A 25308-nucleotide genomic window follows, 5' to 3' on the forward strand; every position below is an offset into this window, starting at 1 on the left:
ACCGAGTGACGTGCAGTAGCGTCCTAAAACGCCGGTCAAACCCATTAGGCTCGAACCGCCCGCACGTCCCTTCCCATCCAAAACTGTCAAAGAGCGGCGACAACCGATCCACATCGTCCCTTTCCTTGGGGCGATCTGGACCCTAGCGGCTGCCGCTGTCCCGGCCGGTGGAGCGTTGCTCCCCTCGTCCGGTGAGCAGGTATCTAGGGGATTCGCCGGGGGGCGTCAACAGCCCTCCGTCAGAAAAGCGTCACGACCTTCGTTTTTTCTTCCCGACATGCCTGCGCCCCCGACAGAGGGGGGCGCAGGTGTTGTTTTCATTGGATAAATTACTTCCGCAGGGTCAGTGGACGGTCGCCGCCGCCTCCTGCGAAGCGCCCCTGGCGAGGTCCCCGATGAGCAATCCATCGGGTCCTGCGCCCACCGAAACCGACTCGCCGTCGCGAATCCCGCCCGAAAGCAGCCGTTCGGCCAGCGGATCCTGCAGCGCCTTCTGAATCACCCGCTTCAGCGGGCGCGCGCCATAGACCGGATCGTAGCCGCGTTCGGCCAGCCACGCCTTCGCCTGGGGGCTCAGCTCCAGCGAGATCTTGCGATCCGCCAGCCGCGCCTCCAGCCCCTGGAGCTGGATCGACACGATCCCCGCCATGTGGGCCCGGCCCAGCCGCTCGAACAGCACGATCTCGTCGAGCCGGTTCAGGAACTCGGGCCGGAAGTGGGACCGCACCGCGGCCATCACCGGCTCGCGCGCGTCGTCCACCCCCGCCCCGTCGGGCAGAGACGTCAGATATTCCGCCCCGAGATTGGAGGTCAGGATCACCAGCGTGTTCCGGAAATCCACCGTGCGCCCCTGGCCGTCGGTCAGTCGCCCTTCGTCCAGAAGCTGGAGCAGCACGTTGAACACGTCCGGATGCGCCTTCTCGACCTCGTCGAACAGGACCACCTGATAGGGACGCCGGCGCACCGCCTCGGTCAGCGAGCCGCCCTCGTCATATCCGACATAGCCCGGAGGCGCGCCGATCAGGCGGGAGACGGAGTGCTTCTCCATGAACTCGGACATGTCGATGCGCACCATCGCCTGGTCGTCGTCGAAGAGGAATTCGGCGAGCGCCTTGGTCAGCTCGGTCTTGCCCACCCCGGTCGGGCCGAGGAACAGGAAGGAGCCGATGGGCCGGTTGGGGTCGGACAGCCCCGCCCGCGCCCGCCGCACGGCGGCGGCCACCGCATGCACGGCCTCGTCCTGGCCCACCACGCGCTCGCCGATCACCTGCTCCATGGTCAGGAGCTTGTCGCGCTCCCCCTCCAGCATCTTGTCCACCGGCACGCCGGTCCAGCGGGAGACGACGGCCGCCACATGTTCGGGCAGCACCGCCTCCTCGACCATGACGTCCTCGTTCTCGGCGCTTTCGGCCTCGGCCAGGCTCTTCTCCAGTCCGGGGATGACGCCGTAGGCAAGCTCCCCGGCCTTCGCCAGGTCCCCGACCCGCTTGGCCGCGTCCAGTTCAGCGCGGGCGCGGTCCAGCCGCTCCTTCAGGTCGCGGGAACCCGCGAGCTTGTCCCGCTCCGCCTGCCAGCGGGCGGTCATCGCGTCGGCTTCCTCCTGCAACTGCGCGAGATCGCCGGTCAGCTTCTCCAGCCGATCGCGGGAGGCGGCGTCGCTCTCCTTCTTGAGGGCCTCGGCCTCGATCTGCTTCTGCAGGATCTCGCGGTCGAGCGTGTCGAGCTCCTCCGGCTTCGAATCGACTTCCATGCGCAGCCGGCTCGCGGCCTCGTCCATCAGGTCGATGGCCTTGTCCGGCAGGAAACGGTCGGAGATGTAGCGGTTGGACAGCAGCGCCGCCGACACCAGGGCGGCGTCGGAGATGCGCACCCCGTGGTGCACCTCATACTTCTCCTTGATCCCGCGCAGGATCGAGATCGCGTCCTCCACCGTCGGCTCGGTCACGAAAACCGGCTGGAAGCGACGGGCCAGCGCCGCGTCCTTCTCCACATGCTTGCGGTATTCGTTCAGCGTGGTGGCGCCGACGCAATGCAGCTCCCCCCGCGCAAGCGCGGGCTTGAGCAGGTTGGACGCGTCCATGGCCCCGTCGCCCTTCCCGGCGCCGACCAGGGTGTGCATCTCGTCGATGAACAGCACCACCTCGCCGTCGGCGGACGTGACCTCGTTCAGCACGGCCTTCAGCCGCTCCTCGAACTCGCCGCGATATTTCGCGCCGGCGATCAGGCTGCCCATGTCGAGGCTCAGCAGGCGCTTGTCCTTCAGGCTCTCGGGCACGTCGCCGTTGACGATGCGCATGGCGAGCCCCTCGGCGATGGCGGTCTTGCCGACGCCGGGCTCCCCGATCAGCACGGGATTGTTCTTGGTGCGCCGGCTCAGCACCTGGATGCAGCGGCGGATCTCCTCGTCCCGGCCGATCACCGGGTCGATCTTGCCCTCCCGCGCCGCCTCGGTGAGATCGCGGGCGTATTTGCCCAGCGCCTCGAAATTGTCCTCGGCCGACGCGCTGTCGGCGGTCCGTCCCTTGCGCATGTCTTCGATGGCTTTCGTCAGCGCCTGCCCGGTCGCCCCGCCTTCGGCGAGCGCCTTGGCGGCGTCGGATTTTTCGGTGGCGAGCGCGACCAGCACGCGCTCCACGGTCACGAAGCTGTCGCCGGCCCTGGCGGCGAGCTGCCCGGCCTGATCCACGACGCGGGCGAACCCCGGGTCCATGTGGAACTGGCCGCCCTCGACCTTCGGCTGCTTGGCGACGGCCAGGTCGACCGCCTTGCGGACCTTGGCCGCGTCCCCGCCCGCGCGCGCGATCAGATTGGCGGCGAAACCCTCGCCGTCATCCATCAGCGCCTTGAGCAGGTGTTCGGGGGTGAGCCTCTGGTGGCTCTCGCGCATCGCGATGGTCTGGGCCGCCTGAACGAACCCGCGCGCGCGATCGGTGAACTTCTCGAAGTCCATGTCGCTCTCCTTTTCAGCGCCTGGGTCTGTCGGGCGCCCGGATGGCGCGCCCCTGCCCGGCCTGCATCTGGGAACCGCCCGCCCTGCGGCGCGGTCCTCTCGTAAAGGATATGTGTAGCGCCCCGGACCTTCACAAGGCTTTCAGCCGTCCCGGAAGGGCGCATTTGGCTTGCGCGGCGGGGGGCGGCGGGGCTATCGCCGCAGGCGACCCCACCAGAACCGGAGACCGCGCCATGCCCCTCGCCGCGACCGCCCAGACCACGGCCACCGCAACCCAGGCCGATCCCCGCGGCCGCGTGATCGTGGCGCTCGACGTGCCCGACGCGGTGTCGGCGCTCGACCTCGTGAAGCGCATCGGGGACGAGGGCGTTTTCTACAAGATCGGGCTCGGCATGCTGACCACCGGCGGCCTCGCCGCAGCGATGGAGCTGAAGGAGCACGGCAAGCGCGTCTTCCTGGACATGAAGCTCTTCGACATCGGCGCGACGGTGGAGGCGGCGGTGAAGCGGCTGGCGGGGTTCGAGCTCGACTTCCTCACCGTGCATGGCGACCCGCATGTGGTGCGCGCCGCGGTCGAGGGGGCCTCGGGCACGGACCTGAAGATCCTGGCGGTGACGGTGCTGACCTCGCTGGACCGCGGCGACCTGGACGCCGCGATGATCGAGGCCGGCGACATCGGCGCCATCGGGACCGAGCGCGCGCGCCGCGCCTTCGACGCCGGGGCGCACGGGGTCATCGCCTCCCCGCATGAAGCCGCCGCGATCCGCGCCCTGCCCGAGGCCGCGGGCCGGCTGATCGTGACGCCGGGCGTGCGGCCGGCCGGCGCCGCGATGGACGACCAGAAGCGCGCCGCGACCCCCGGCGAGGCGATCCGCGCCGGCGCCGATCATATCGTGGTCGGCCGCCCGGTCTGGCGCGCCCCCGACCCGGCCGCCGCGATGCGCGCGATCCACGCCGAGCTGCCCTGACCGCGCGCGATCAGGGGAGGATGAAGCGGGGGCCGCGCGGAGGACCAGCGGCGCCCCCGCCCCGCCCCCCGCGCTCACGGCTCTTTCATCGAAGAAGTCCGTGAGCGCCACCAATCCTGTTCCCGTCGCGCGCGCAGTCGCTATAGTGGGGATATGAACACATCGGATTTCGCAGATTCCGATCGCTTCCGCATCCTTCGCCCCGCCCCGGGCGCGGGCGGGCACAGCGTCGCGAGCGTGTTCTCCTCGCCCCATTCCGGGCGCGACTATCCCGAGGATCTGCTGCGCGCCTCCCGGCTCAACGCCCATGACCTGCGCCGCTCCGAGGACGCCTTCGTGGAACGGCTGTTCGATGCGGCGCCCGACCTGGGCGCGCCGCTGATCCACGCCCTGGCCCCGCGGGCCTATGTCGACCTGAACCGCGGCCCCGAGGAGATGGACCCCGCGCTCATCGCCGGCGTCCGCGCCGCGGGGCTGAACCCGCGCCTCGCCGCCGGGCTGGGCGTGATCCCGCGCGTCGTGGCCGAGGGCGTCACCATATATAACGGCAAGCTGACCCAGGAGGTCGCGCAGGATCGCCTGCGCCGTTGCTACCGCCCCTATCACGCCGCCCTTCAGGGTCTGCTGGACGAAGCCCGCGCCCGGACCGGGCGCGCGCTGCTGATCGACTGCCACTCCATGCCCTCGGACGCGCTGCGCGCCGTGCCCCGGATCCGCGGACGCCGGCCCGAGATCATCCTCGGCGACCGTTTCGGCGTGTCCTGCGCCCCCTGGATCATGGCGGAGTGCGAGCGGGCGTTTTCCGACGTGGGTTTCGCGGTGGCGCGCAACTCGCCCTTCGCCGGCGGCTACATCACCCAGAAATACGGGCGGCCGGCGCGCGGGGTGCATGCCATCCAGGTGGAGATCGACCGCGCGCTTTATCTCGACGAGGCCCGCGTCGCCCCCGGCCCGGCCTTCGAGGCGGTGCGCGCCGCGCTGCGCCCGGTCATCGCCCGGCTCGCCGCGCTCGGGCCCGACGCGACGGCGCTCGCCGCCGAATGAGCCGGCCCCCGGCGCTCTCCGCCGCATAGTTCCGCCGAATAGTTCCGCGGTCTCGCCGCCATGGCGCGGCCTTGAGCACCGCCGACGCATCGCGCGTCGCGGGGGTGTCGTGGCTGTCGGTCAGGGAAGCGGTCAGGGAGGCCGGACGGCGCGGTCGCCGCAGCGCGGCATGCCCCCGGACGAGGGGCGTCCCTCAAAAAAAAAGGGCCAGGACAAGCCCGGCCCAAGTCTAGGGAGGAAACGCCCAGAAGGGCGGTGACGTCAGACGTCACAAGGAAGAAACTATATGTGCGCTGCAGCAAAGGCAACGGGGATCGCGCGGAAAACCGCTTGCCCCCCTACAAAATCCTGATGTTTAGGCACAATTTTTTGCCCAACCGGGAAAAGTTTCGACTTGCGCACTGAAATTCCGAGCATCTCATCGGCAACTGCCCCCATCTTGGGCAGACATCCCCCGCTCATCGCAATGAGCGTCCCTTCAGAATCGCCTTGTCCCCGAAGCGGGCCCGGATCGCGTCGGAGGCCCGCTCCGCCGCTTCGCGCCGCCCCGCGTCGGGGTCCAGCAGATCCGGCGACCGCCCGGCCTCCGCATCCGGCGCCAGCCCGGCCAGCCCCACGCCCAGCAGCCGGAACGGCGCCGCCCCCATCTCCCGCGCCAGCATCGGGCGCGCGGCGCGGTAAAGCGCGTCGGCCAGCTGCACCGGCTCGGCCAGCGTCGCCCGGCGCGAGATCAGGCGGAAGTCGGCGCGCTTGAGCTTCAGCGTCGCCACCCGCCCCGCCAGCCCCCGCGCCTTGGCCCGCCCCGCCGCCTTCTCCGCCATCCGCCACAGGTGCCCGTCGAGCAGATCGGGGTCGGAGACGTCCTCGTCGAAGGTGGTTTCGTTGGACAGGGTCTTCAGGTCCCGGTCGGGCGCGACCGCGCGGGCGTCCTCGCCATGCGCCAGCCGGATCAGCCGGTCGCCGAAGGCGCCGTGGCGGGCGCGCAGGCGGTCCGGATCGGCCCGGCGGATGTCGCGCAGGGTGCGCAGGCCCTCGGCCTGAAGCTTCTCGGCGGTGGCGGCGCCGATGCCCCAGATCAGCCGGACGGGCTGATCCTCCAGGAACGCCGCGGTGTCGCCCCGCCCGATCAGCGCGAAGCCCCGCGGCTTGTCGAGATCCGAGGCGATCTTGGCCAGGAACTTGTTGTGCGACAGCCCCACGGAGACCGAGATCCCCACCTCCGCCCGGATCTCCCGCGCCAGCCGGGCCAGCGCGGCGGCCGGCGACACTCCATGCAGGCGCGCGGTCCCCGACAGGTCGAGAAAGGCCTCGTCCAGCGACAAGGGCTCCACCAGCGGGGTGAGCGCGTCGAAGCGGGCGCGGATCTCGCGCGAGACCTCGACGTAATGGGACATGCGCGGCGGCAGGACCACGGCCTCGGGGCAGAGCTTGAGCGCCTTGAACATCGGCATGGCCGAGCGGACGCCGCGGGTGCGCGCCAGGTAGCAGGCGGTGGAGACGACGCCCCGCCGCCCGCCGCCGATGATCACCGGGTGGTCGCGCAGGGCCGGGTCGTCGCGTTTCTCGACCGAGGCGTAGAAGGCGTCGCAGTCGATATGTGCGACGGAGAGGGCGTGAAGCTCCGGATGGGCGATGGCCGCCGGGGCCCGGCAGGCCGGGCAGCGCGGGCGGAGGGTCGCGGCCGGCTTCGGGCCGTTGGGGGCGGGGGCCGGGGTCGGGGTTTGGGCCGGGGTCGGGGTTGGGGTCGGGGTTGGGGCGGGCGTTTCGAACAGATGCAGACAGGCCCGGCACAGCGCCGGAACGGCGCCGCGCGGCGGGCGGGCTGGGGCGGGATCGCGGGACGAAACGGGCTCGGCGGACATGGCGCGCAATCTAGCGCGCCTCGCGCCCCGGCGCCCATGGTTTCGCCCGCAATATCGTCCGTGGTTTCGCCTTTGGATTCGGGCTTGCGGTTTCGGGCCCGCCTCGGCCCCGGCCCGCCGCCCGCCGCCGGGGACGGGAGCCGCGCGTCGACCGAAACGCCTATGGAAGCGGAGCGCCCGCGCGGCGCCTGACCGGGGGCGCCCGGCGGCACGGTCTCCGCGTCGCCGGCCGCGCCCCGACGGAGAGGCCGCCGCGACGGAGAGGGCGGCCCGCAAGCCGGCGACCGCGCGGCGGCGCGCTTCGCTCTCGAAAGGGTTGAGATCGGGTGAACGCGCCGCAGAAAGGACGGGACGCCCGGACGCTCCTCCGCGACGGGTCGGGGTCTCGCATGGCGGTCGAGCCGACCGCCACGGCGCCCAAGACGAACCGGAAGTTAGGGCTGAGCGGCTGAAGCGCGGTCCCGCACCCGCCGCAACCCACCCGGCGGGCCTCCGATTCGCCATCGAGGAGGGCGACGAGTCGGAGGAAGGGTGGAGCGGAGACGCGCGCCCCCGCCCGCCGGACGCGCCTCGCGGCCGAAGCCGGCGGACGGCGCGGAAGCCGGGCCCGCCGCCGGCTCCGCGCTCACCGCGCCGCTCCCCCGCGGCCTGGGCGGCCGATCTCGCGGCGGGAACAGGTCCCGACCGGCGCCGTGACCGGGGCGCATGCCGGGGCGGGAGGACGGCCTGCCCGCGCCCCCCCCTCGCCCCGCCGCAGGAACCCGCGCCGGTCGCCCCCCGGCGCCCCCGCCGCAGCGCCGCGCGGGTGCCCCGGCGCCGGCCCGCGGCCCCTCCGACGCGCGGCTCCCGAACGCGAAGGGGGCGCGCCGGTCGACCCGGCGCGCCCCCCTGTCATGTCCCTCGCCGCGGAAGCCGCGGGATCAGGCGCCCGGCGCCGCGGCCCGGACTTCGTCGCCTACATGCGGCTCATACTGGGCGAAGTTGTCGGCGAACATCGCCACCAGCTTGGCCGCCTGCGCGTCATAGGCCGCGCCATCGGCCCAGGTCGAGCGCGGGTCGAGCAGCGACGCGTCCACGTCATGCACCGCCACCGGAACCTCGAAGCCGAAGAACGGGTCCTTGCGGAACTCCACCCCGTTCAGCGACCCGTCCAGCGCCGCCGTCAGCAGGCCGCGGGTGGCCTTGATCGGCATGCGCTTGCCGGTCCCGTAGGCGCCGCCGGTCCAGCCGGTGTTGACCAGCCAGCAGGTCGCGCCGTGCTGGGCGATCTTGTCCCGCAGCAGCGCCCCGTAGACTTCCGGACGCCGCGGCATGAAGGGCTGGCCGAAGCAGGTGGAGAAGGTCGGCGACGGCTCGGTCACGCCCTTCTCGGTCCCGGCGACCTTCGAGGTGAAGCCCGACAGGAAGTGGTACATGGCCTGCGCCGGCGTCAGCCGGGCGATCGGGGGCAGCACCCCGAAGGCGTCGCAGGTCAGCATCACCACGTTTTTCGGCGCGCCGCCCAGGCCCGTCTCCGACGCGTTGGAGATGTAGTCCAGCGGATAGGCGCAGCGCATGTTGGGCGTGAGGCTGTCGTCCTCGAAATCCAGCTCCTTGGTGAGCGGATCGAAGACCATGTTCTCGATCACCGTCGCGAACTTGGTGGTGGTCGCGTAGATCTCGGGCTCGGCCTCGGCGCTCAGCGAGATGGTCTTCGCGTAGCAGCCGCCTTCGAAGTTGAAGATGCCGTGGTCGGTCCAGCCATGCTCGTCGTCGCCGATGAGAATGCGCGAGGGGTCCGCCGACAGCGTGGTCTTGCCGGTGCCCGACAGGCCGAAGAACACCGCCGCGTCGGACGGGTCCCCGATGGCGTGGTTGGCCGAGCAATGCATCGGCATCACGCCCTGGCCGGGCAGCAGGTAGTTCAGGATCGAGAACACCGACTTCTTGTTCTCGCCGGCGTAGGAGGTGCCGCCGATCAGCACCATCTTGCGCTCGAAGCTGATGGCGATGACGGTCTCGGACCGGCAGCCATGCTTGGCGGGATCGGCCTTGAAGCTCGGCACGTTGAGGACGGTGAACTCGGGATCGAAGGTCGCCAGCTCCGCCCGCTCGGGGCGACGCAGCAGGTGCCGGATGAACAGCCCGTGCCAGGCCAGCTCGGTGCAGACCCGGACGTTCAGCCGATAGGCCGGATCGGCGCCGCCGAACAGGTCCTCGACGAACAGTTCGCGGCCGGCGAGATGCGCGACCATGTCCACGCGCAGACGCTCGAAGGCGTCGGCGTCCATGGGCTTGTTGTTCTCCCACCAGATGGTGGACTCGACGGAGGGTTCGCGGACCACGAACTTGTCCTGCGGCGACCGCCCCGTGTGCTTGCCGGTGGAGACGAGAAACGCGCCGCCCCGGCCGATCTCGCCCTCGCCCCGCGCCACCGCCTCCTGCATGAGGCCGGCGTCCTCCAGGTTGTAATGGGCGGCCTTAAGGCCAGTGATCCCCTGGGCCTCAAGGCTCCGCTCGGGATTGAACACGCCTCGCTGCATACCTATGCGCTCCTTCGATCGCTTCCTCAAACGACGCTCCCCCGTGCGGTCGTGGCCGCAGCGTCGTGCGGGCGGAACCGTAACACGCCCGCCCGGCGCGGCGCGATGTGAACGCCGCCTCCGGGCCGAAAAAGCGATTCCGGTCCGCAACCCTTACGGATCGGGCTATAACATATCGGCATGAATGTGACAGAAGGTTCCCCGCGGGCGAAATGGCGCAGTTCAGCCGCAATCGAGCCGCTTTCAGGCCGGATATGTTGCGCATCTCTGCGATAACCCGTCCTGTGGAACGCGGATCCGGCGAACGCGCCTGCGTCAACGCGCGCACCCCGCCGGAAGACGACCGCGCCGCAGGACTGTCGCGGCAGGCGCGTCGACCGCATGGGGGCGGGCGGCGCGCAACGACTTGGAGAGACCATGACCCAGATCGCGCTGGTCGACGACGACCGCAACATCCTGACCTCCGTCTCCATGGCGATGGAGGCCGAGGGCTACGAGGTGCGGTGCTACACCGACGGCGCCGCCGCGCTGGCGGCGCTGACCACGCAGCCGCCGGACCTGGCGGTGTTCGACATCAAGATGCCCCGCATGGACGGCATGGAGCTGCTGCGCCGCCTGCGGCAGCAGTCGGACCTGCCCGTCATCTTCCTCACCTCCAAGGATGAGGAGATCGACGAGGTGCTGGGCCTGCGCATGGGCGCCGACGACTATGTGCGCAAGCCGTTCTCCCAGCGCCTGCTGATCGAGCGGGTGCGCGCCGTCCTGCGCCGCCGCGAGGCCGCGACCGGGGTCGAGGCCGACCGCGCCGAGGCCGACCGCGCCATGACCCGGGGCAAGCTGGCGCTGGACCCGCTGCGCCATTCCTGCACCTGGGACGGGGACGGCGTGACCCTGACCGTGACCGAGTTCCTGATCCTCCAGGCGCTCGCCCAGCGGCCCGGCTTCGTGAAGAGCCGCGACCAGCTGATGGACGCGGCCTATGACGATCAGGTCTATGTGGACGACCGCACCATCGACAGCCATATCAAGCGGATCCGGAAGAAATTCCGCCAGGTCGACGACGATTTCGCCTCGATCGAGACGCTCTACGGCGTCGGCTACCGCTACAAGGAGGTCTGAGCCCGCCATGCCCCCGCCCGCCGATGACTGGCCCCGCGTCGGCTCGGACGCGGAGGCGCGGGCCGACGCCCCCCGCCGCGGCGCGGGGGCGGGCGCAGGCGAAGACGAGGGGGAGGCCGGAGACGGTCCCGCCGGGCGCTCCGACCGGGGCGCCCCCTATGCCGATCCGCTCGACGGCGACGTCTACGACGACGACCGGCACGACGCCGGCGACCGCGAAGTCCACGGGGACGGCTACCGGGAAGGCTACGGGGACGACTACGGTGACGCCCCCGCATACGGCGCATACGGGGACGGCGGGCCGCAGGGCGGCGAGACCGCCGGTCCGCCGCCGCGCACCCCGTCCCGGCTCACCCGGCGGATCGTGTCCTTCAACCTCATCGGGCTCGGCCTGCTGGTCGCCGGCGTGCTGGCGCTCAACGATTTCCGCGGCAAGCTGATCGAACTGCGCACCCAGGCGCTGGAAGTGCAGGGCGAGACCATCGCCATCACGCTGGCCGAATCCGCCGGCCGCGACGACGGCGCGCTCGGCATCGACCCGGAAAAGGCGCAGCTGGTCATCGACCGGCTGGTCGACCCCTCCAAGATCCGCGCCCAGATCTTCGACCGCGGCGCCCGGCTGATGAGCGATTCGAGCCTCGCCGCAGGCCCCGCCGGGGTGGTGGAGGTCGAGCCCCTGCCCGCCTCCCGCTTCGACGACGCGAGCGAGCCGCTGGGCTGGCTCGGGGACGCCCGCGATTTCCTGCGCGAGCTCGCCATCGGCGGGCGCGAGGAACCGCTGGCGACCGAGATCCTCGGCGGCGTCGCGCGCCTTCAGGGCGTCTACGCGGCGCTTGGCGGCCAGGCCGCGCGGGGCGAGCGGATCAATGCGCGGGGCGAGCTGATCGTCTCGGTCTCGGTGCCCATCCAGCGGCTCCGGAAAGTCTACGGGGCGCTGGTCCTGTCCACCCAGGGCGGCGACATCGACGCCATCGTGCGGTCGGAACGCATCTCGATCCTGCAGGTGTTCATGGTGGCGCTGGCGGTGTCGGTGGTGCTGTCGGTGCTGCTGGCCAAGGCCATCGGCCGGCCCATCGAGCGGCTGGCGGAGGCCGCGCTGGCCGCCGAGCGGGGCGAGCACACGCCCGGCGGCGGCCGCGTCGAGCTGCCCGACATGACCGCGCGCGGCGACGAGATCGGGCACCTCTCCGGCGCGCTCAAGCGCATGACCGAGACGCTCTATCAACGCATCGAGGCGACCGAAGCCTTCGCCGCCGACGTGGCGCATGAGATCAAGAACCCCCTGTCCTCCCTGCGCTCGGCCGTGGAGACCATGCGCTACGCCCGCACCGACGAACAGAAAGAGCGGCTGCTCAAGGTGATGGAGCATGACGTGGTCCGGCTCGACCGGCTGGTCACCGACATCTCCAACGCCTCGCGCCTGGACGCGGAGCTGGTGCGGGAGGAGCGCGAGCCCTTCGACCTCGCCCTGCTGATGGAGCAGCTGGCCGAATACAACGCCGAGAAGGCCGAGAAGAGCTCCGTGCGCATCCGCGCCCATGCGGTGCGCGGCCCGCTGCATGTGCACGGGATCGAGGGGCGGCTGGCGCAGGTCTTCGTGAACCTGATCGAGAACGCGCTCAGCTTCTCGCCGGAGAATTCCGAAATCCGCATCGCCGCGGCGCGGGGCGGCGACGCGCGCATTCGGGTGACGGTGGAGGACGAGGGGCCGGGGATCCCCGACGACAACCTCCATTCGGTGTTCGAGCGCTTCTACTCCGAACGGCCGGGGGCGGAGAATTTCGGCAATCACTCGGGGCTCGGCCTGTCGATCTCGCGCCAGATCGTGGAGGCCCATGGCGGCCGCATCCGGGCCGAGAACATCCGCCCGCCGGGCCATGCCCGCCGCGGCGCCCGCTTCGTGGTCGAACTGCCCGGATGAGCCGGGACGGGCCGCCGGACGGGTCCGCGCCCGCCCCGTCCGCCCCGTCCGCGATCCTGCACGCCTCCTGCGTGGCGGCGCAGGGGCCGGAGGGGCGCTGGCTGGGGGCGCTGATTCTCGGGCCGTCGGGCTCGGGGAAATCGGCGCTGGCGCTGGACATGATTTCGCGGGGCGCGCGGCTGGTGGCGGATGACCGCACGGCGCTGTCGGCGGGGGCGGGGGGCGCGATCCTCGCCGCCTGCCCGGCCGCGATCGCGGGGCTGATCGAGGCGCGCGGCATCGGCATCCTGCGCCTGCCGGCGCTGGCGACGGCGGAGCTGGCGCTGGTCGCGGATCTCTCCGCCCCCTCGCCCGCCCGCCTGCCCGACGCAATGCGGTTCGATCCGCCGCGGGGCGCGGGCTTGCCGGATCCCGGCCTGCCGCGCATTCTCTGCGCCGGTCTCCCGGGGGCGGGCGCGGCGCTGCTGGCGCTGCTGCGCGCCGGGGGGCGGCGGCACGCGCCCTGACGCGGGCCGGGGGCGACCGGCGCCTGCACAGCGAACGAGGACGACGACCATGACGGCGGCCAAAGGCGGCGAGCGCGGGGACACGGCGGGGCCCTGCGATTCGCCCGCGCCCTCCCCCCCGGCCCCAGCCTCCCCCCAGGCCCAGCCCTCGCCGATCACGCCGGTCACGCTGGTCACCGGGCTCTCGGGCGCCGGCAATTCCACGGCCATCCGGGCGCTGGAGGACATGGGCCACGAGGCCATCGACAACCTGCCCCTGACCTTCATCGAGCGCCTGCTGACGCAGGCCGGCGCCCCCGAGGCCGCGCAGACCCCGGCCCTGGGCGCCGGCGCCGGCGGTCCCCCGGACGAGAGCGTCCAGGCCGCGGAAATCCGGCCGCTCGCGCTCGGCGTCGACGTGCGCACCCGCGGCTTCACCGCCGAGGCGCTGCTGGAACGCATCGACGCCCTGCGCGCCCGCCCCGACCTGGCGCTGCGCGTGATTTTCCTCGACTGCGCCGACGCGCCCCTGATCGACCGCTTCAAGGCCACCCGACGCCGGCATCCGCTGGCCGGCGACGCGGGCGTGGAGGTGGGCATCGGGCGCGAGCGCGGCCTGCTCTGGCCGGTGCGCGAACGCGCCGACCTGGTGATCGACACCACCGACCTGACCCCGCATGACCTCAAGGCCCGGCTGGCGGCGCTCGGCGCGCCCGGGGTCGGGGCGGGCGAGGCCGGACGGGGCGCGGGGCTGGCGATCTCGATCCAGTCGTTCTCGTTCAAGCGCGGCGCCCCGCGGGAGGCGGACACCGTCCTCGACTGCCGGTTCCTGTCGAATCCCCACTGGAACCCGGACCTGCGCCCGCTGGACGGCCGCGACGCCCCGGTGGCGGCGCATGTGCGGGGGGATCCGCTCTACGCGCCGTTCATCGACGGCGTGACGGGGCTGACGCTGATGTTGCTTCCCGCGTATAGACGTGAAGGCAAGGCTTACTACTGTATGGCCCTGGGTTGCTCAGGCGGTCGGCACCGGTCGGTCGCGGCGGCCGAGGACCTGGCCGAGCGGCTGGCCCAGGCCGGCTGGACCGCGACGGTCCGGCACCGGGAACTGGCCGGGCGGGACTGACCCGCGCGGCGTGACTGCGGCGCGGCCGGAACCGCGGGGCCGGGCGCCCGAACCGGGACCGGGGATGGGAGAACCGATACCGCGGCCCGGGAACGAGGGCGCGGGAACCGGCCGGGCGCGACCCGGCCCTGCGAAGAACGGCCCCGCGGCACGCCGGGCCAGGGGCGCGGCCCGCGGCGACCAGGCCGCGGCGATACGCGACGAGGAGTGCGGATGGCACGGATGAACGCGGGCGCGGAGCCCGAGCAAGACCCCGAGACCGCGGCGAAACCGGCCGCCCCCGCGCCCGGGACTGGACCGGAGGCCCCGGCATGATCGGCATCGTGATCGTCGCCCATGGCGCGCTGGCGCCCGAGCTTCTGGCCGCCACCGAGCACGTGGTCGGCCCCCTTCAGGCCGCCCGCGCCATCGCCATCCACCCCCATGACGACCTGCGCGCGCGCCAGGAGGAGGTCGCCGCCGCGGCCGAGGAGGTCGACGGCGGCCAGGGCGTGGTGCTGATCACCGACATGTTCGGGGGCAGCCCCTCGAACCTCGCCATGGGGGCGCTGTCGCGGCCGATGGTCGAGGTGATCTACGGCGCCAACCTGCCGCTGCTGGTCAAGCTCGCCAAAAGCCGGACCCTGCCGCTGGAGGAAGCGGTGAGCCTGTCGCTGGCGGCGGGCCGCAAGTATCTCGACAGCGCCGGGGGGATCCTGGCCGCGCGACGGCGGGCCAAGGCATGACCCAGACGCTGATGCGCGCCCTGACCATCGTCAACAAGAAGGGCCTGCACGCCCGGGCCTCGGCGCGCTTCGTGTCGGTGACCGAAGCCCATGACGCCCGCGCCACGGTGCGGCGCGACGGGCTCGAGGTTTCTGGCGATTCGATCATGGGGCTGATGATGCTGGCCGCGGCCCAGGGCTCGGTGATCGAGGTCGAGACCGAGGGCCCGGACGCCGAGCGCCTGATCGAGGCGCTGGAAGCGCTGGTCGCCGGGGGCTTCGGCGAGGACGACTGAGCGGGACGACCGAGGGGGCACGACCGGGCGGCGCGACCGGGAGGGACGGCCGAGGGGGCGGGCCTCTCCGATCCCCCGGGCGCCCGGTTGCGCGCGCGCCGCGCGACGACCGGCCCGAGAGCCGCGACGTCCCGCCCGCGCGGCGGGTCCGGCCTGGCGCCAGGCGGCGCCGGGCGCGAGACGGCGACGGGCGCGCGGCCGCCCCGGGTTCAGGTCGCCGCGGGGACGGGTTCCCTTCGGGCCGGGACTGGCCGCCCCCTGCGCATGGCGGCGCTCCCTCGGCGATGACAGGCCCCGGAACGCCGCGCGCCCTCAGCCCGGCGCGTCGGCCATCGCCGCCACCTCCGCATGGCGCGGGCAGCTCAGCAGGTGGTCGTTGACCATCCCCACCGCCTGCATGAACGCATAGGTGATGGTCGGCCCGCAGAACCGGAACCCCTTCGCCTTCAAGGCCTTGGAGATCTCCCGCGACAGCGGCGTCTCCGCCTGCGCCTCGGCCATGCTGGCGAGGTTCCCCTGCAGCGGGCGACCGTCCACATAGTCCCACAGAAAGCGCGAAAAGCCCTGGTCGGCCTCGATCTCCAGCCAGGCGCGGGCGTTGCCGATGGTCGCCTCGATCTTGCCCCGGTGGCGCACGATGCCCGGATCCCGCACGGCGCGATCCACCTCCGCCTCGCCCCAGCGGGCGATGCGCGCCGGCTCGAACCCCTCGAACGCCGCCCGGAACCCGTCGCGCTTGCGCAGGATGGTGATCCAGGCGAGCCCGGCCTGGAACCCGTCCAGCGCCAGCTTTTCGAACAGGGCGCGGCCGTCGCGTTCGGGCACGCCCCATTCCGTGTCGTGATAGGCGACATAGAGCGGATCGGACCCGCACCAGGGACAACGTTCAACCATAGCGCGAACTCCGCTTGACTCGAATCGGGACAAAAAGAGAACATGGTTTCGCGGGGCCGCCAAGGGCCTCCGCGCAACCGATGCAGGAGGCTTCGGGATGGTCCAGGACGGCGGCACGGCAGGGCGGGACGGCGGCGGCGACCGCCGCTACGCGACGAAGTCGCGGCGCGGGCGCTCGCCGCTTGGCCGCGCCGGCGCGGGCGAGGCGCCCGTCGGCATGGCCCCCCTCGCAGCCACACCCGTCGCAGCGCCCCCCGTCGCAAGGCCCGCCGCCGCAAAGCCTCCCGCCGCAAAGCCTCTCGCCGTAAAACCTCCCGCCGTAAAACCTCCCGTCGCCAAGACGAGGATCGTCGCCCGCGCCTCCCGCGCGCTCCGCCCCGACACTCCCGTCTCTCCCGACGCCCTCGACAGTCCCGACCACGCGCCCTCGCGCGCGCTGGCCGCCCTGCTGCGCGGACGGCTTCGCCTCGCCCTGCAGCCCGTCCGCCCCCTCGCCGCCCCCGACCGCCTGGCCTTTTGCGAGGCGCTGGCCCGCGTGCCGGGGCCGGAGGGGGAGATGATCTCCGCCGGCAGATTCGCCGCGGCGCTGGAGGCGCGGGGCCTCGCGCCGCTGCTCGACCGGGCCGCGCTGGACGGCGCGCTGGCCCTGCTGGGCCGGGACCGGGGGGCGCGGATTTCGGTCAACGTCTCGGCCTGCACGCTGGGCGACGCCCGCTGGATGCGCCGGCTGGAGCAGGCGGCGCAGGACGATCCCGACGCCGCCCGCCGCCTGGTGGTGGAATTGACGGAGACCGCGGCGGCGCCCGCGGCCGAGGCCCGGCGCTTTCGCGACCGGGTGGGGCGCGCGGGCCCCGCCTTCGCGCTGGACGATTTCGGATCGGGCCATGCCGACGCGACGCTGGCCCGGGCCGTGGCGCCGGACATCATCAAGCTGGACGCGCGCCTCTGCGCGCCGGGCGCCTGCGCGCGGGCGCTGGACGCGGCGATGGTCGTCGCCCGGCGGCTGGAGGCGATGACCGTGGGCGAGGGCGTGGAGACGCAGGCCGACGCCGCCCGCCTCGCGGCCCTCGGCGTGGACGCGGCGCAGGGCTGGTGGCTCGGCCGGCCCAGCCTCGCCGCGGCGGCCTGAGGCGCGCGCCGGCGAAAATCACGGGAAACGCCCCCGCGCCGCCCCTACCCGGGACGGCAAAACGGCTCCGCGCCATGACGTGGCCAAAGCCTCGGCCCCGGCCTTCCATCTCCGCACCGCCCGAAAAGGGCGCGGCCCTCTCCGGCGTCGCGCGAATCTCTCCCGGGTTCGCGCAAAGCCGACGAGGCCGTGGAGAACGCCGCGCGCTCGCCCCCGCCCCCCGGCTTCGACCCTCGATCGCCCCGCCCCCTGTCCCGAGCCCCCTCCGACAAGCCCCAGGCCGCACGCGCCCCCGCCGCAACGCCGCGCGGGCGCGACGCCGCCGCCCTCGGCCCCGCCGACGCGCGGCGCCCGCCCCGCAAACGCAGCGCGCCGCCCCCGGTCAGGTGCGGCGCGCGAAATCTCTCCCGCCGCGAGGCGGAGGCCGGGGCCGAAGCCGGGCTCAGTCGTTCTGGGTCTTGGCCATGGCGTCGAGCCGGGCCTGCATGGCCTCGAGCTGCTCCTTGAGCGAGGCGAGATCGCTCTGCGTCCGCGCCACCGGCGGCGCCGGCGGCGCATCGGGCGCCTCGGGCGCATCCGCGGCCCGCGGCGCCGCGAAGGGCGCGAACATCCGCATGGCGTTCTCGAAGAAATCCATGTTGGACTTGGCCATCGCCTCGAAATTGGCCAGCGCCGGGTTGGTCCCGAAAGCCGCCGTCACCTGCTCGCGCAGCTGCTCCTGGTTGCGCCCGAACGCCTCCATCGAGGCCTCCAGATAGCCCGGCACCACGCCCTGCAGCGAATCCCCGTAAAGCCGGATCAACTGGCGCAGGAAGCTGATGGGCAGCATGTTCTGCCCCTTGGCCTCCTCCTCGAAGATGATCTGGGTCAGCACCGAACGGGTGATGTCCTCGCCGGTCTTGGCGTCGTAGACGACGAAATCCTGACCGTCGCGCACCATCTGGGCCAGATGTTCGAGCGTGACGTAGCTGCTCTTGGCCGTGTTGTAGAGCCGACGATTGGCGTATTTCTTGATGGTGATCGGCGCGTCGCCCTTCGGCATATCCTTGGCCAACCGGCAGCCCTCCCAATCCCCTGCCGCCATGTCCGTGCCACGGCGCCGCAGTCCTGTTTCATCGCCGACCGTAGCGTGGATGGCGCGGCGCCGCAAACGGGATTTCCGCAATTGCGAACGGCGCCAGGGCCCGAAATCCGCCGCCGCCGCGGATCGCGGCCTGACGCGCGGGTCCGCTTTCCGCGCCGGGCGCCGCCTTGCGCCGCGCCGCGGAGGGGCCGAAACGCGGTCGCCGCGTTGTGAGACGCGCGGCGCGGGGCTAGGCTGGCGCGATGGCGCGAGGGGAGTCGGACAGGCATGGCGCACAGGCGCAGGCAGGCGCGGCGGGGACGGACCTTCCGCCCGCGAGCGATGCGGCGCGGGCGGCCGCCGGCCGTTACCTCGACGCGTGGGAGTTCAATCAGTCCGAGGTCTCGCGTCTCGGGCCGTCGGCGCTCCCGTCGATTCTCGGCGGGTTCCCCAGTCCCTGACGCCCCCCCGGAGCAGGCGCCCGAAGCCGCCGCGCCCGAAATCGCTTCCCGCACGGGCCCCGAAACCGGCCCCGCCCCCGACGCGCGCCCCGACGCCCCCCCCGCCCCGCCCGACCGGCGCGGCCTGCCCTCGCCGCTGCTGGTCCACCTGGCCGCGGCCTCCTCCAGCTACGGCCAGGCCATCGCCATGGCCGCCGCCGCCGACGACCCGCGCTTTCCCTGGACCCCGGGCGCCCTGCCCGAGGGCCGCGCCTCGGGCCGCGACATGCGCGCCACGGGCGACGACGCCCCCTTCGCCGTCGCCGCCGAAGCCGCCCGCCGCCTGCGCGAGATGATCGAGGGAATCGAGCGCTACCAGGCCCATCCCTGGACCCGCCCCCTGCCCGATCCGCCGACGGTCTGGTCCGCGGGCTCCGCCCGGCTGCTGGACTACGGCGCCGAGGCGCCGCCCGGCGCGACCCCGATCATGGTCACGCCCTCGCTGGTCAACCGGGCCTACATCCTCGACCTGCATCCCGACCGCTCGCTGCTGCGCTGGCTGGCGGGCCAGGGCTTCCGGCCGCTGCTGCTCGACTGGGGGCTGCCGGAGGGGCCGGAGCAGGGCTTCGACCTCTCCGCCTATTTCCGCGACCGGGTGCTGCCCGCGACCGAGGCCGCGGCCGAGCTGGCCGGCCGCCCCCCCGCGGCGCTGGGCTATTGCATGGGCGGCGCCTTCGCCGCGGCGCTGGCCGCGCGCCGGCCCGACCTGGTGTCCCGGCTGGCGCTGATCGGCGCGCCCTGGGATTTCGGGAACCTCAGCGGGCTCGGCGGCGCCATCGCCGCGCTGGCCGCCAGGGAGGATCCGGAAACCATCTCCGCCCGCCTGACGGGCCTGGGCGAGGCGCTCGGCGCCGTGCCCGTCGACGCGCTGCAACTGCTCTTCGCCGCGCTCGATCCGACGCTGGCGCTCCGCAAGTTCCGCCGCTTCGCCGCGCTGGCCCCCGACGACCCCAACGTGGAGATCTTCGCCGCCACCGAGGACTGGCTCAATGACGGCGTCACCATGGCCGCCCCCGCGGCCCGCGACGTGGCCATCGGCTGGTACATGCGCAACCTGACCGCGCGGGGCGAATGGATCCTTGACGGCGAGCCGGTGGTGCCCGAAGCGATCGAGGCCCCGGCGCTTGCCTTCTGCTCGGTCTCCGACCGCATCGCCCCGCCGGATTGCGCCGAGGCGCTGCCCCGCGCCATCCCCGGCGCCGGTCTGCGCCGCCCGCGCACCGGCCATGTGGGGATGATCGTCGGCTCCTCGGCCGAGCGGACGGTGTGGAGACCTTTGGCGCGCTTTATCGCGGGCGAATGACTCGCTAGGCTCGCGCGCAACCGTCCCCCCTCTCGCGAAGGAACGGACAAGGCGCCGCAAGGGCGCCATCCCAGTCGACAGGCCGCGGCCCGGTTGTATGCTGCGACGCAACAACAAGCCGAACGGCAGCGGCCGGCCTTCGGGTCCGGCCCATACTTGAACCGGCCCGCGCGACCCTGCGCGGCGCGATACGGAGGAAAAGACATGACCGAAGTTGTCATCGCAGGCGGCGCGCGCACCGCTGTGGGCGCCTTCAGCGGCGCCTTCGCCGCCACCCCGGCGCATGAGCTGGGCGCCGCCGCCATCACCGCCGCCATCGCCCGCGCCGGGATCGAGGCCGGAGAGGTCTCCGAGACCATCCTCGGCCAGGTGCTGACCGCGGCCCAGGGCCAGAACCCGGCCCGCCAGGCCCATATCCTCGCCGGCCTGCCGGAATCGGCCTCGGCCTGGGGCATCAACCAGGTCTGCGGCTCGGGCCTGCGCGCCGTGGCGCTGGGCGCCCAGAACGTGATGCTCGGCGACGCCGACATCGTGGTGGCCGGCGGCCAGGAATCCATGTCCCTCTCCGCCCACGCCGCCTATCTGCGCGCCGGCAAGAAGATGGGCGACATGGAGTTCATCGACACCATGATCCGCGACGGCCTCTGGGACGCCTTCAACGGCTACCACATGGGCATGACCGCCGAGAACGTGGCCGAGAAGTTCCAGATCGCCCGCGACGCCCAGGACGATTTCGCCGTCGCCAGCCAGAACAAGGCCGAGGCCGCGCAGAAGGAGGGGCGTTTCGACGACGAGATCACGCCCGTCACCCTCAAGACCCGCAAGGGCGAGGTGGTCGTCGACAAGGACGAATACATCCGCCACGGCGCCACCATCGACGCCATGCAGAAGCTGCGCCCGGCCTTCAAGAAGGACGGCACCGTGACCGCGGCCAACGCCTCGGGCATCAACGACGGCGCCGCCGCCGTGGTGCTGATGAAGGCCTCCGCCGCCGAAAAGCGCGGGATCGAGCCGCTGGCCCGCATCGTCTCCCACGCCACCGCCGGTCTCGACCCCAGGATCATGGGCATGGGCCCGGTCCACGCCTCGCGCAAGGCGCTCGACAAGGCCGGGTGGAAGGTCGAGGACCTCGATCTGATCGAGGCCAACGAGGCCTTCGCCGCCCAGGCCTGCGCCGTGAACAAGGACATGGGCTGGGATCCGTCCATCGTGAACGTCAACGGCGGCGCCATCGCCATCGGCCACCCCATCGGGGCCTCCGGCGCCCGCGTGCTGATGACCCTGCTGTTCGAGATGCAGCGTCGCGACGCGAAGAAGGGGCTCGCCACCCTGTGCATCGGCGGCGGCATGGGCGTCGCCATGTGCGTCGAGCGCGGCTGACCCGACCGCTTCCGGCCCCCGACCGCTTCCGGCCGGCGTCGCCCGCTCGCGGCGCCGGCCGGGCCAGGCCCGCCCTCTCCCTCGGCCTCCCCGCTCTTTTTCCCGGATCGCGACGCGGCCCCGCTCCGCGCCTTGCGAAGCCGCGAAATATATGAGACGGACGACCTTGGGTGAGCGCAAGAAAATTACCCGACCATTTCCGACCACCGACGCGATGACGCCGGGGTCGACAGCAAACCGGAGGAATCACCATGGGACGCGTTGCACTTGTGACCGGCGGCAGCCGCGGGATCGGCGCCTCGATCTCTATCGCGCTGAAGGCCGCGGGCTACACGGTGGCCGCCAACTACGCCGGCAACGATGAGGCCGCCGCGGCCTTCAAGGCCGAGCATGGCATCGACGTCTACAAGTGGTCGGTGGCGGATTACGACGCCTGCAAGGCCGGCATCGCCCAGGTCGAGGCCGACAAGGGCCCGGTCGACGTCCTGATCAACAACGCCGGCATCACCCGCGACGCGCCCTTCCACAAGATGACCCCGGACCACTGGAAGGCGGTGATCGACACCAACCTGACCGGCGTCTTCAACATGACCCACAACGTGTGGACCGGCATGCGGGACCGCAAGTTCGGGCGCATCGTCACCATCTCCTCGATCAACGGGCAGAAGGGCCAGTTCGCGCAGGCCAACTACTCCGCCGCCAAGGCCGGCGACATCGGCTTCACCCGGGCGCTGGCCCAGGAGGGCGCGCGCGCCGGGATCACCGTGAACGTGGTCGCGCCGGGCTATATCGCCACCGACATGGTCATGGCCGTGCCCGAGAAGGTGCGCGAGTCGATCATCGCCCAGATCCCCGTCGGCCGCCTCGGCGAGCCCGAGGAGATCGCGCGCTGCGTGGCCTTCCTGTCCTCGGACGATGCGGGCTTCATCACCGGCTCGGTGATCTCGGCCAATGGCGGTCAGTTCTTCGCCTGATCCCTTTCGGGATGGCGCATCGACCGGGGGGGGAGGCGGGCGACCGCCTCCCCCCTTTCGATTCCGCCCCGGGCCCGTGCCCGTGCCCGTGCCCGTGCCGCGCAGAACGCAGGCGCCTTGCATCCGCAACAGCCCGGCGCGCGCGCCCCGCTCCGGGCGGGGCGAGGGCGGGCGGGTGGGGAGCCCCGGCCGGAGCGGGGCGCGCGCGCCGTCCCCGGACGACGCTCAGCCCCGGCGGAAGATCAGGTAATGCGGCGTCCGGCCTTCGCGAATCGCCTTCGCCTCGTAGCGGGTGCGATGCCAGCCGGCCCAGGGCTCGCGCCAGTCGCCCGGCCGCTCGGCGGTCCATTCGAACGCCGGATGCGCCGCCACGACCGCCAGCGAGTGCCGCACGTAATCCTCGATATCCGTCGCCACCCGCAGCTCCGCGCCCGAGCTCAGCACCCGCGCGAACAGGTCCAGCCCCTCGGGGTTCATGAAGCGCCGCTTGTGGTGCCGGGTCTTCGGCCAGGGATCGGGATAAAGCAGATAGGCCCGCGCCGCCGAGCCCTCGGGCATCACTTCCATCAGGTCGCGGGCGTCGCCGGGATGCACCCGGACATTGCCGATCCCGCGCCGGTCGAGATCCGCCACGCACATCGCCACGCCGTTCACGAAGGGCTCGCAGCCCAGCAGGTTCACGTCGGGCTGCGCCTCGGCGGTCGCCAGAATGTGCTCGCCGCCGCCGAACCCGACCTCCAGCCAGACCGGCGCCTCCCGCCCGAACAGGGCGGACAGGTCGATGGCCTCCCGCTCCGGGTTCTCGTCCCATCCCACGCGGGGCGGGCGCAGCCGCTCCAGCGTCGTCTCCAGGTGCTGCGCCTGGCCGGCGCGCAGGGTCTTGCCATGGCGTCGGCCATGGAAGTTGCGCCAGGGGGCGCCGTCGCTTCGGATCGGAATATCGGTCATGGCGGGGGCGATACAGCGTCCCGGTCGTCGCTGTCCAGCCGCGCGCGCGGATCGGCGCGGATCGACGCGGATCGGGCCCGGGCCGGGGCGCCTGCGGACCACGACCTCGGACCGGCCCGCGCCCGCGCGGAGCCGGCGCGGGGATCGCCGGCAAGGGCGCGACTGGGGCGGCGCGTCTGGGGCGGCGCGTCTGGGGCGGCGCGTCAGGGGCGGGCGCGTCAGGGGCGGGCGCGTCAGGGGCGGGCGCCCTCCCGCGCGTAGGCGATCATCAGCCCGGGCCAGGCCGCCGCGTCGGGAAAGCCGTCGAAGGCGTGGCGGGCGCCGGTGACGATGCCGGGCTGCGCCTCGGCCCTGCAGGTCTCCACGAAGGGCGTCACCCATGCGTCCCGGTCCAGCATCGCGGCCCGCAGGTTCACCATGTCCGGCAGCATCGCGATGCGGGTGAACATCCAGCTCTTGCAGACCGGGCAGGCGCGATGGTCGAGCGCCGCGGCGAGGTCCGGGTTCTCCCCGCTCCCCAGCGCCAGCCCCCCCTCCAGCGCGGCGCCGAGCCCCGCCCGCACCGTCTCCCCCGCCGTCAGGCGGAAGCCGGCCTCGGGCAGCATCAGGCTCAGCGAATACGCCCCGCCGGTCATCCGCCGGCAGCCCTTGCAGTGGCAGGCGACCGCCATCACCGGCGCCGCCGTCGCCTCCAGCCGCACCGCGCCGCAGCGGCAGCCGCCGGTCCAGGGCGGCGCCCGGCCCGCCGGGTCGCCCGCGCTCCGTTCCATGCTCATCGTCCCGGCCTCTCATCCCGCCCGCATCCCGAAACGCACGCGCCGCCCTCCGGGGTCGGAGGGCGGCGCGCCGGTCTCGTCAGGGTCCCGGCGCGAGGCCGGGCGCGCGCGCCGTCAGACGGCCGCCTTCAGCGCGTCGGTCAGGTCGGTCTTTTCCCAGGAGAAGCCGCCATCCGCGTCCGGCGCCCGGCCGAAATGCCCGTAGGCGGCGGTGCGCTGGTAGACCGGCTTGTTCAGCTCCAGCTTGGTGCGGATGCCGCGGGGGCTGAGATCCATGACCTCGGCCAGCGCGGCCTCGATCTTCTCCTCGGCGACCTGGCCGGTGCCGAACGTGTCGGCGTAGATCGACAGCGGCTGGCTGACGCCGATGGCGTAGCTCAGCTGGATCACGCATTTCTTCGCCAGCCCCGCCGCCACCACGTTCTTGGCGAGGTAGCGCGCCGCATAGGCGGCCGAGCGGTCCACCTTGGTCGGGTCCTTGCCCGAGAACGCGCCGCCGCCATGCGGAGCCGCGCCGCCATAGGTGTCCACGATGATCTTGCGCCCGGTCAGCCCGGCGTCGCCGTCCGGCCCGCCGATGACGAACTTGCCGGTCGGGTTCACGTGCCACACCGTCTCCGGGCTCACCCAGCCCTCGGGCAGCACGCCGAGGATCAGCGGCTCCACCCGCTCGCGCACCATCGCCGAGGTCAGCGAGGCGTCGAGATGCTGGGTCGACAGCACGATGGAGGTGATCCCCACCGGCTGGCCATTGACGTAGCGCACGGTGAGCTGGGACTTGGCGTCCGGACCCAGCCAGCCATGCTCGCCCGACTTGCGGACCTCGGCCAGCTTCTTGAGCATCAGGTGGGCGTAGTGGATCGGGGCCGGCATCAGGGCCTCGGTCTCGTCCGAGGCGTAGCCGAACATGATCCCCTGGTCGCCCGCGCCCTCGTCCTTGGCGCCGGCGGCGTCGACGCCCTGGGCGATGTCGGCGGACTGGGCGTGCAGGTAGTTGTCGACCTTCAGGTTGGCCCAGTGGAAGCCGTCCTGCTCATAGCCGATGTCCTTCACGCAGTCGCGGGCGATCTCCTCGACGGCGCGGATCACGTCGCCGGGGCCGCGGACCTCGCCGCCGATCACCACGCGGTCGGTGGTCGCGAAGGTCTCGCAGGCCACTCGGGAGACAGGGTCCGCGGCGAGGAAGGCGTCCAGGACGGCATCGGAGATGCGGTCGCAGACCTTGTCCGGGTGGCCTTCAGAAACGGATTCCGAGGTGAAAAGATAGCTGTCTCGAGCCAAGTGACGCTCCTTCGAGGGATTCCGCGCAAACGCGCGCGGAAAGGTTGCAACCGCGTTCAGGCC

20 protein-coding genes are annotated in these 25308 nt (G+C 72.5%); 12 read left to right on the forward strand and 8 right to left on the reverse strand.

What is annotated here, in order from left to right; translation table 11 throughout:
* Window positions 1-343: 343 nt before the first annotated feature.
* Window positions 344-2950: an ATP-dependent chaperone ClpB gene (gene clpB / locus BLV24_RS17800; protein ID WP_092684337.1), complete on the reverse strand. Its 2607-nt coding sequence runs from the start codon at window positions 2948-2950 to the stop codon at window positions 344-346.
* Between the two features lie 233 nt (window positions 2951-3183).
* Between clpB and pyrF the strand changes: the two genes are divergently transcribed.
* A complete protein-coding gene (gene pyrF, locus BLV24_RS17805) occupies window positions 3184-3918 on the forward strand; it encodes an orotidine-5'-phosphate decarboxylase (RefSeq protein WP_092684339.1) in 735 nt (244 codons plus the stop codon).
* Between the two features lie 237 nt (window positions 3919-4155).
* Window positions 4156-4962 carry an N-formylglutamate amidohydrolase gene (locus BLV24_RS17810; RefSeq protein ID WP_245710647.1) on the forward strand — a complete coding sequence of 269 codons (807 nt, stop codon included), beginning with the start codon at window positions 4156-4158 and terminating at the stop codon, window positions 4960-4962.
* 458 nt (window positions 4963-5420) lie between these two features.
* Here the strand turns inward: BLV24_RS17810 and BLV24_RS17815 are convergent, their stop codons facing one another.
* Window positions 5421-6824 carry a DNA polymerase IV gene (locus tag BLV24_RS17815; protein ID WP_092684569.1) on the reverse strand — a complete coding sequence of 468 codons (1404 nt, stop codon included), beginning with the start codon at window positions 6822-6824 and terminating at the stop codon, window positions 5421-5423.
* Between the two features lie 920 nt (window positions 6825-7744).
* Entirely contained in the window at window positions 7745-9346 is a 1602-nt protein-coding gene (locus tag BLV24_RS17820; RefSeq protein WP_092684343.1) for a phosphoenolpyruvate carboxykinase, read from the reverse strand.
* 417 nt (window positions 9347-9763) lie between these two features.
* Here BLV24_RS17820 and BLV24_RS17825 point away from each other — a divergent pair, with 417 nt between their 5' ends.
* From BLV24_RS17825 to BLV24_RS17850, 6 genes are all read left to right on the forward strand, one after another.
* Window positions 9764-10465, forward strand: a complete 702-nt coding sequence (locus BLV24_RS17825; RefSeq protein ID WP_092684345.1) for a response regulator transcription factor — start codon at window positions 9764-9766, stop codon at window positions 10463-10465.
* 7 nt (window positions 10466-10472) lie between these two features.
* The gene (locus tag BLV24_RS17830; protein WP_092684347.1) at window positions 10473-12386 is read left to right on the forward strand and encodes a stimulus-sensing domain-containing protein; all 1914 of its coding nucleotides are present in this window, start codon (window positions 10473-10475) and stop codon (window positions 12384-12386) included.
* Window positions 12383-12892: an HPr kinase/phosphorylase gene (locus BLV24_RS17835; protein ID WP_092684349.1), complete on the forward strand. Its 510-nt coding sequence runs from the start codon at window positions 12383-12385 to the stop codon at window positions 12890-12892. Before BLV24_RS17830 ends, BLV24_RS17835 begins: the two co-directional genes overlap by 4 nt.
* Before the next feature lie 49 nt (window positions 12893-12941).
* A complete protein-coding gene (locus BLV24_RS17840; RefSeq protein ID WP_092684351.1) occupies window positions 12942-13997 on the forward strand; it encodes a RapZ family nucleotide-binding protein in 1056 nt (351 codons plus the stop codon).
* Window positions 13998-14308: 311 nt separating this feature from the next.
* The gene (locus BLV24_RS17845) at window positions 14309-14722 is read left to right on the forward strand and encodes a PTS sugar transporter subunit IIA (protein ID WP_092684353.1); all 414 of its coding nucleotides are present in this window, start codon (window positions 14309-14311) and stop codon (window positions 14720-14722) included.
* Window positions 14719-14997: an HPr family phosphocarrier protein gene (locus tag BLV24_RS17850; RefSeq protein WP_092684355.1), complete on the forward strand. Its 279-nt coding sequence runs from the start codon at window positions 14719-14721 to the stop codon at window positions 14995-14997. Before BLV24_RS17845 ends, BLV24_RS17850 begins: the two co-directional genes overlap by 4 nt.
* A 312-nt stretch (window positions 14998-15309) precedes the next feature.
* On the opposite strand, the gene BLV24_RS17855 is transcribed toward BLV24_RS17850, so the two are convergent.
* The gene (locus tag BLV24_RS17855) at window positions 15310-15891 is read right to left on the reverse strand and encodes a DNA-3-methyladenine glycosylase I (RefSeq protein ID WP_092684357.1); all 582 of its coding nucleotides are present in this window, start codon (window positions 15889-15891) and stop codon (window positions 15310-15312) included.
* Window positions 15892-15988: 97 nt separating this feature from the next.
* Here BLV24_RS17855 and BLV24_RS17860 point away from each other — a divergent pair, with 97 nt between their 5' ends.
* Window positions 15989-17020, forward strand: a complete 1032-nt coding sequence (locus BLV24_RS17860) for an EAL domain-containing protein (RefSeq protein ID WP_092684359.1) — start codon at window positions 15989-15991, stop codon at window positions 17018-17020.
* Between the two features lie 442 nt (window positions 17021-17462).
* Here BLV24_RS17860 and phaR read toward each other — a convergent pair whose 3' ends face one another.
* Window positions 17463-18074 carry a polyhydroxyalkanoate synthesis repressor PhaR gene (gene phaR / locus BLV24_RS17865; RefSeq protein ID WP_245710648.1) on the reverse strand — a complete coding sequence of 204 codons (612 nt, stop codon included), beginning with the start codon at window positions 18072-18074 and terminating at the stop codon, window positions 17463-17465.
* A 657-nt stretch (window positions 18075-18731) separates the two neighbouring features.
* Between phaR and BLV24_RS17870 the strand changes: the two genes are divergently transcribed.
* The 3 genes from BLV24_RS17870 to phbB all read left to right on the forward strand — a co-directional run bounded on the left by BLV24_RS17870 (window position 18732) and on the right by phbB (window position 22240).
* Window positions 18732-19886, forward strand: a complete 1155-nt coding sequence (locus tag BLV24_RS17870) for an alpha/beta fold hydrolase (protein WP_143040352.1) — start codon at window positions 18732-18734, stop codon at window positions 19884-19886.
* Window positions 19887-20090: 204 nt separating this feature from the next.
* Window positions 20091-21266: an acetyl-CoA C-acetyltransferase gene (locus BLV24_RS17875; RefSeq protein ID WP_092684361.1), complete on the forward strand. Its 1176-nt coding sequence runs from the start codon at window positions 20091-20093 to the stop codon at window positions 21264-21266.
* A 251-nt stretch (window positions 21267-21517) separates the two neighbouring features.
* Entirely contained in the window at window positions 21518-22240 is a 723-nt protein-coding gene (gene phbB, locus BLV24_RS17880) for an acetoacetyl-CoA reductase (RefSeq protein ID WP_092684363.1), read from the forward strand.
* Window positions 22241-22465: 225 nt separating this feature from the next.
* Here the strand turns inward: phbB and trmB are convergent, their stop codons facing one another.
* The 3 genes from trmB to metK all read right to left on the reverse strand — a co-directional run bounded on the left by trmB (window position 22466) and on the right by metK (window position 25245).
* The gene (gene trmB, locus BLV24_RS17885; RefSeq protein WP_092684365.1) at window positions 22466-23188 is read right to left on the reverse strand and encodes a tRNA (guanosine(46)-N7)-methyltransferase TrmB; all 723 of its coding nucleotides are present in this window, start codon (window positions 23186-23188) and stop codon (window positions 22466-22468) included.
* Window positions 23189-23421: 233 nt separating this feature from the next.
* The gene (locus tag BLV24_RS17890) at window positions 23422-23964 is read right to left on the reverse strand and encodes a GFA family protein (RefSeq protein WP_218133466.1); all 543 of its coding nucleotides are present in this window, start codon (window positions 23962-23964) and stop codon (window positions 23422-23424) included.
* 114 nt (window positions 23965-24078) lie between these two features.
* Window positions 24079-25245 (reverse strand): methionine adenosyltransferase, encoded by a 1167-nt coding sequence (metK, locus tag BLV24_RS17895; protein WP_092684367.1) that lies wholly within the window; start codon window positions 25243-25245, stop codon window positions 24079-24081.
* Between the last annotated feature and the right edge of the window lie 63 nt (window positions 25246-25308).

The sequence above is a fragment of the Albimonas donghaensis genome (assembly GCF_900106695.1).
Classification (GTDB): domain Bacteria; phylum Pseudomonadota; class Alphaproteobacteria; order Rhodobacterales; family Rhodobacteraceae; genus Albimonas; species Albimonas donghaensis.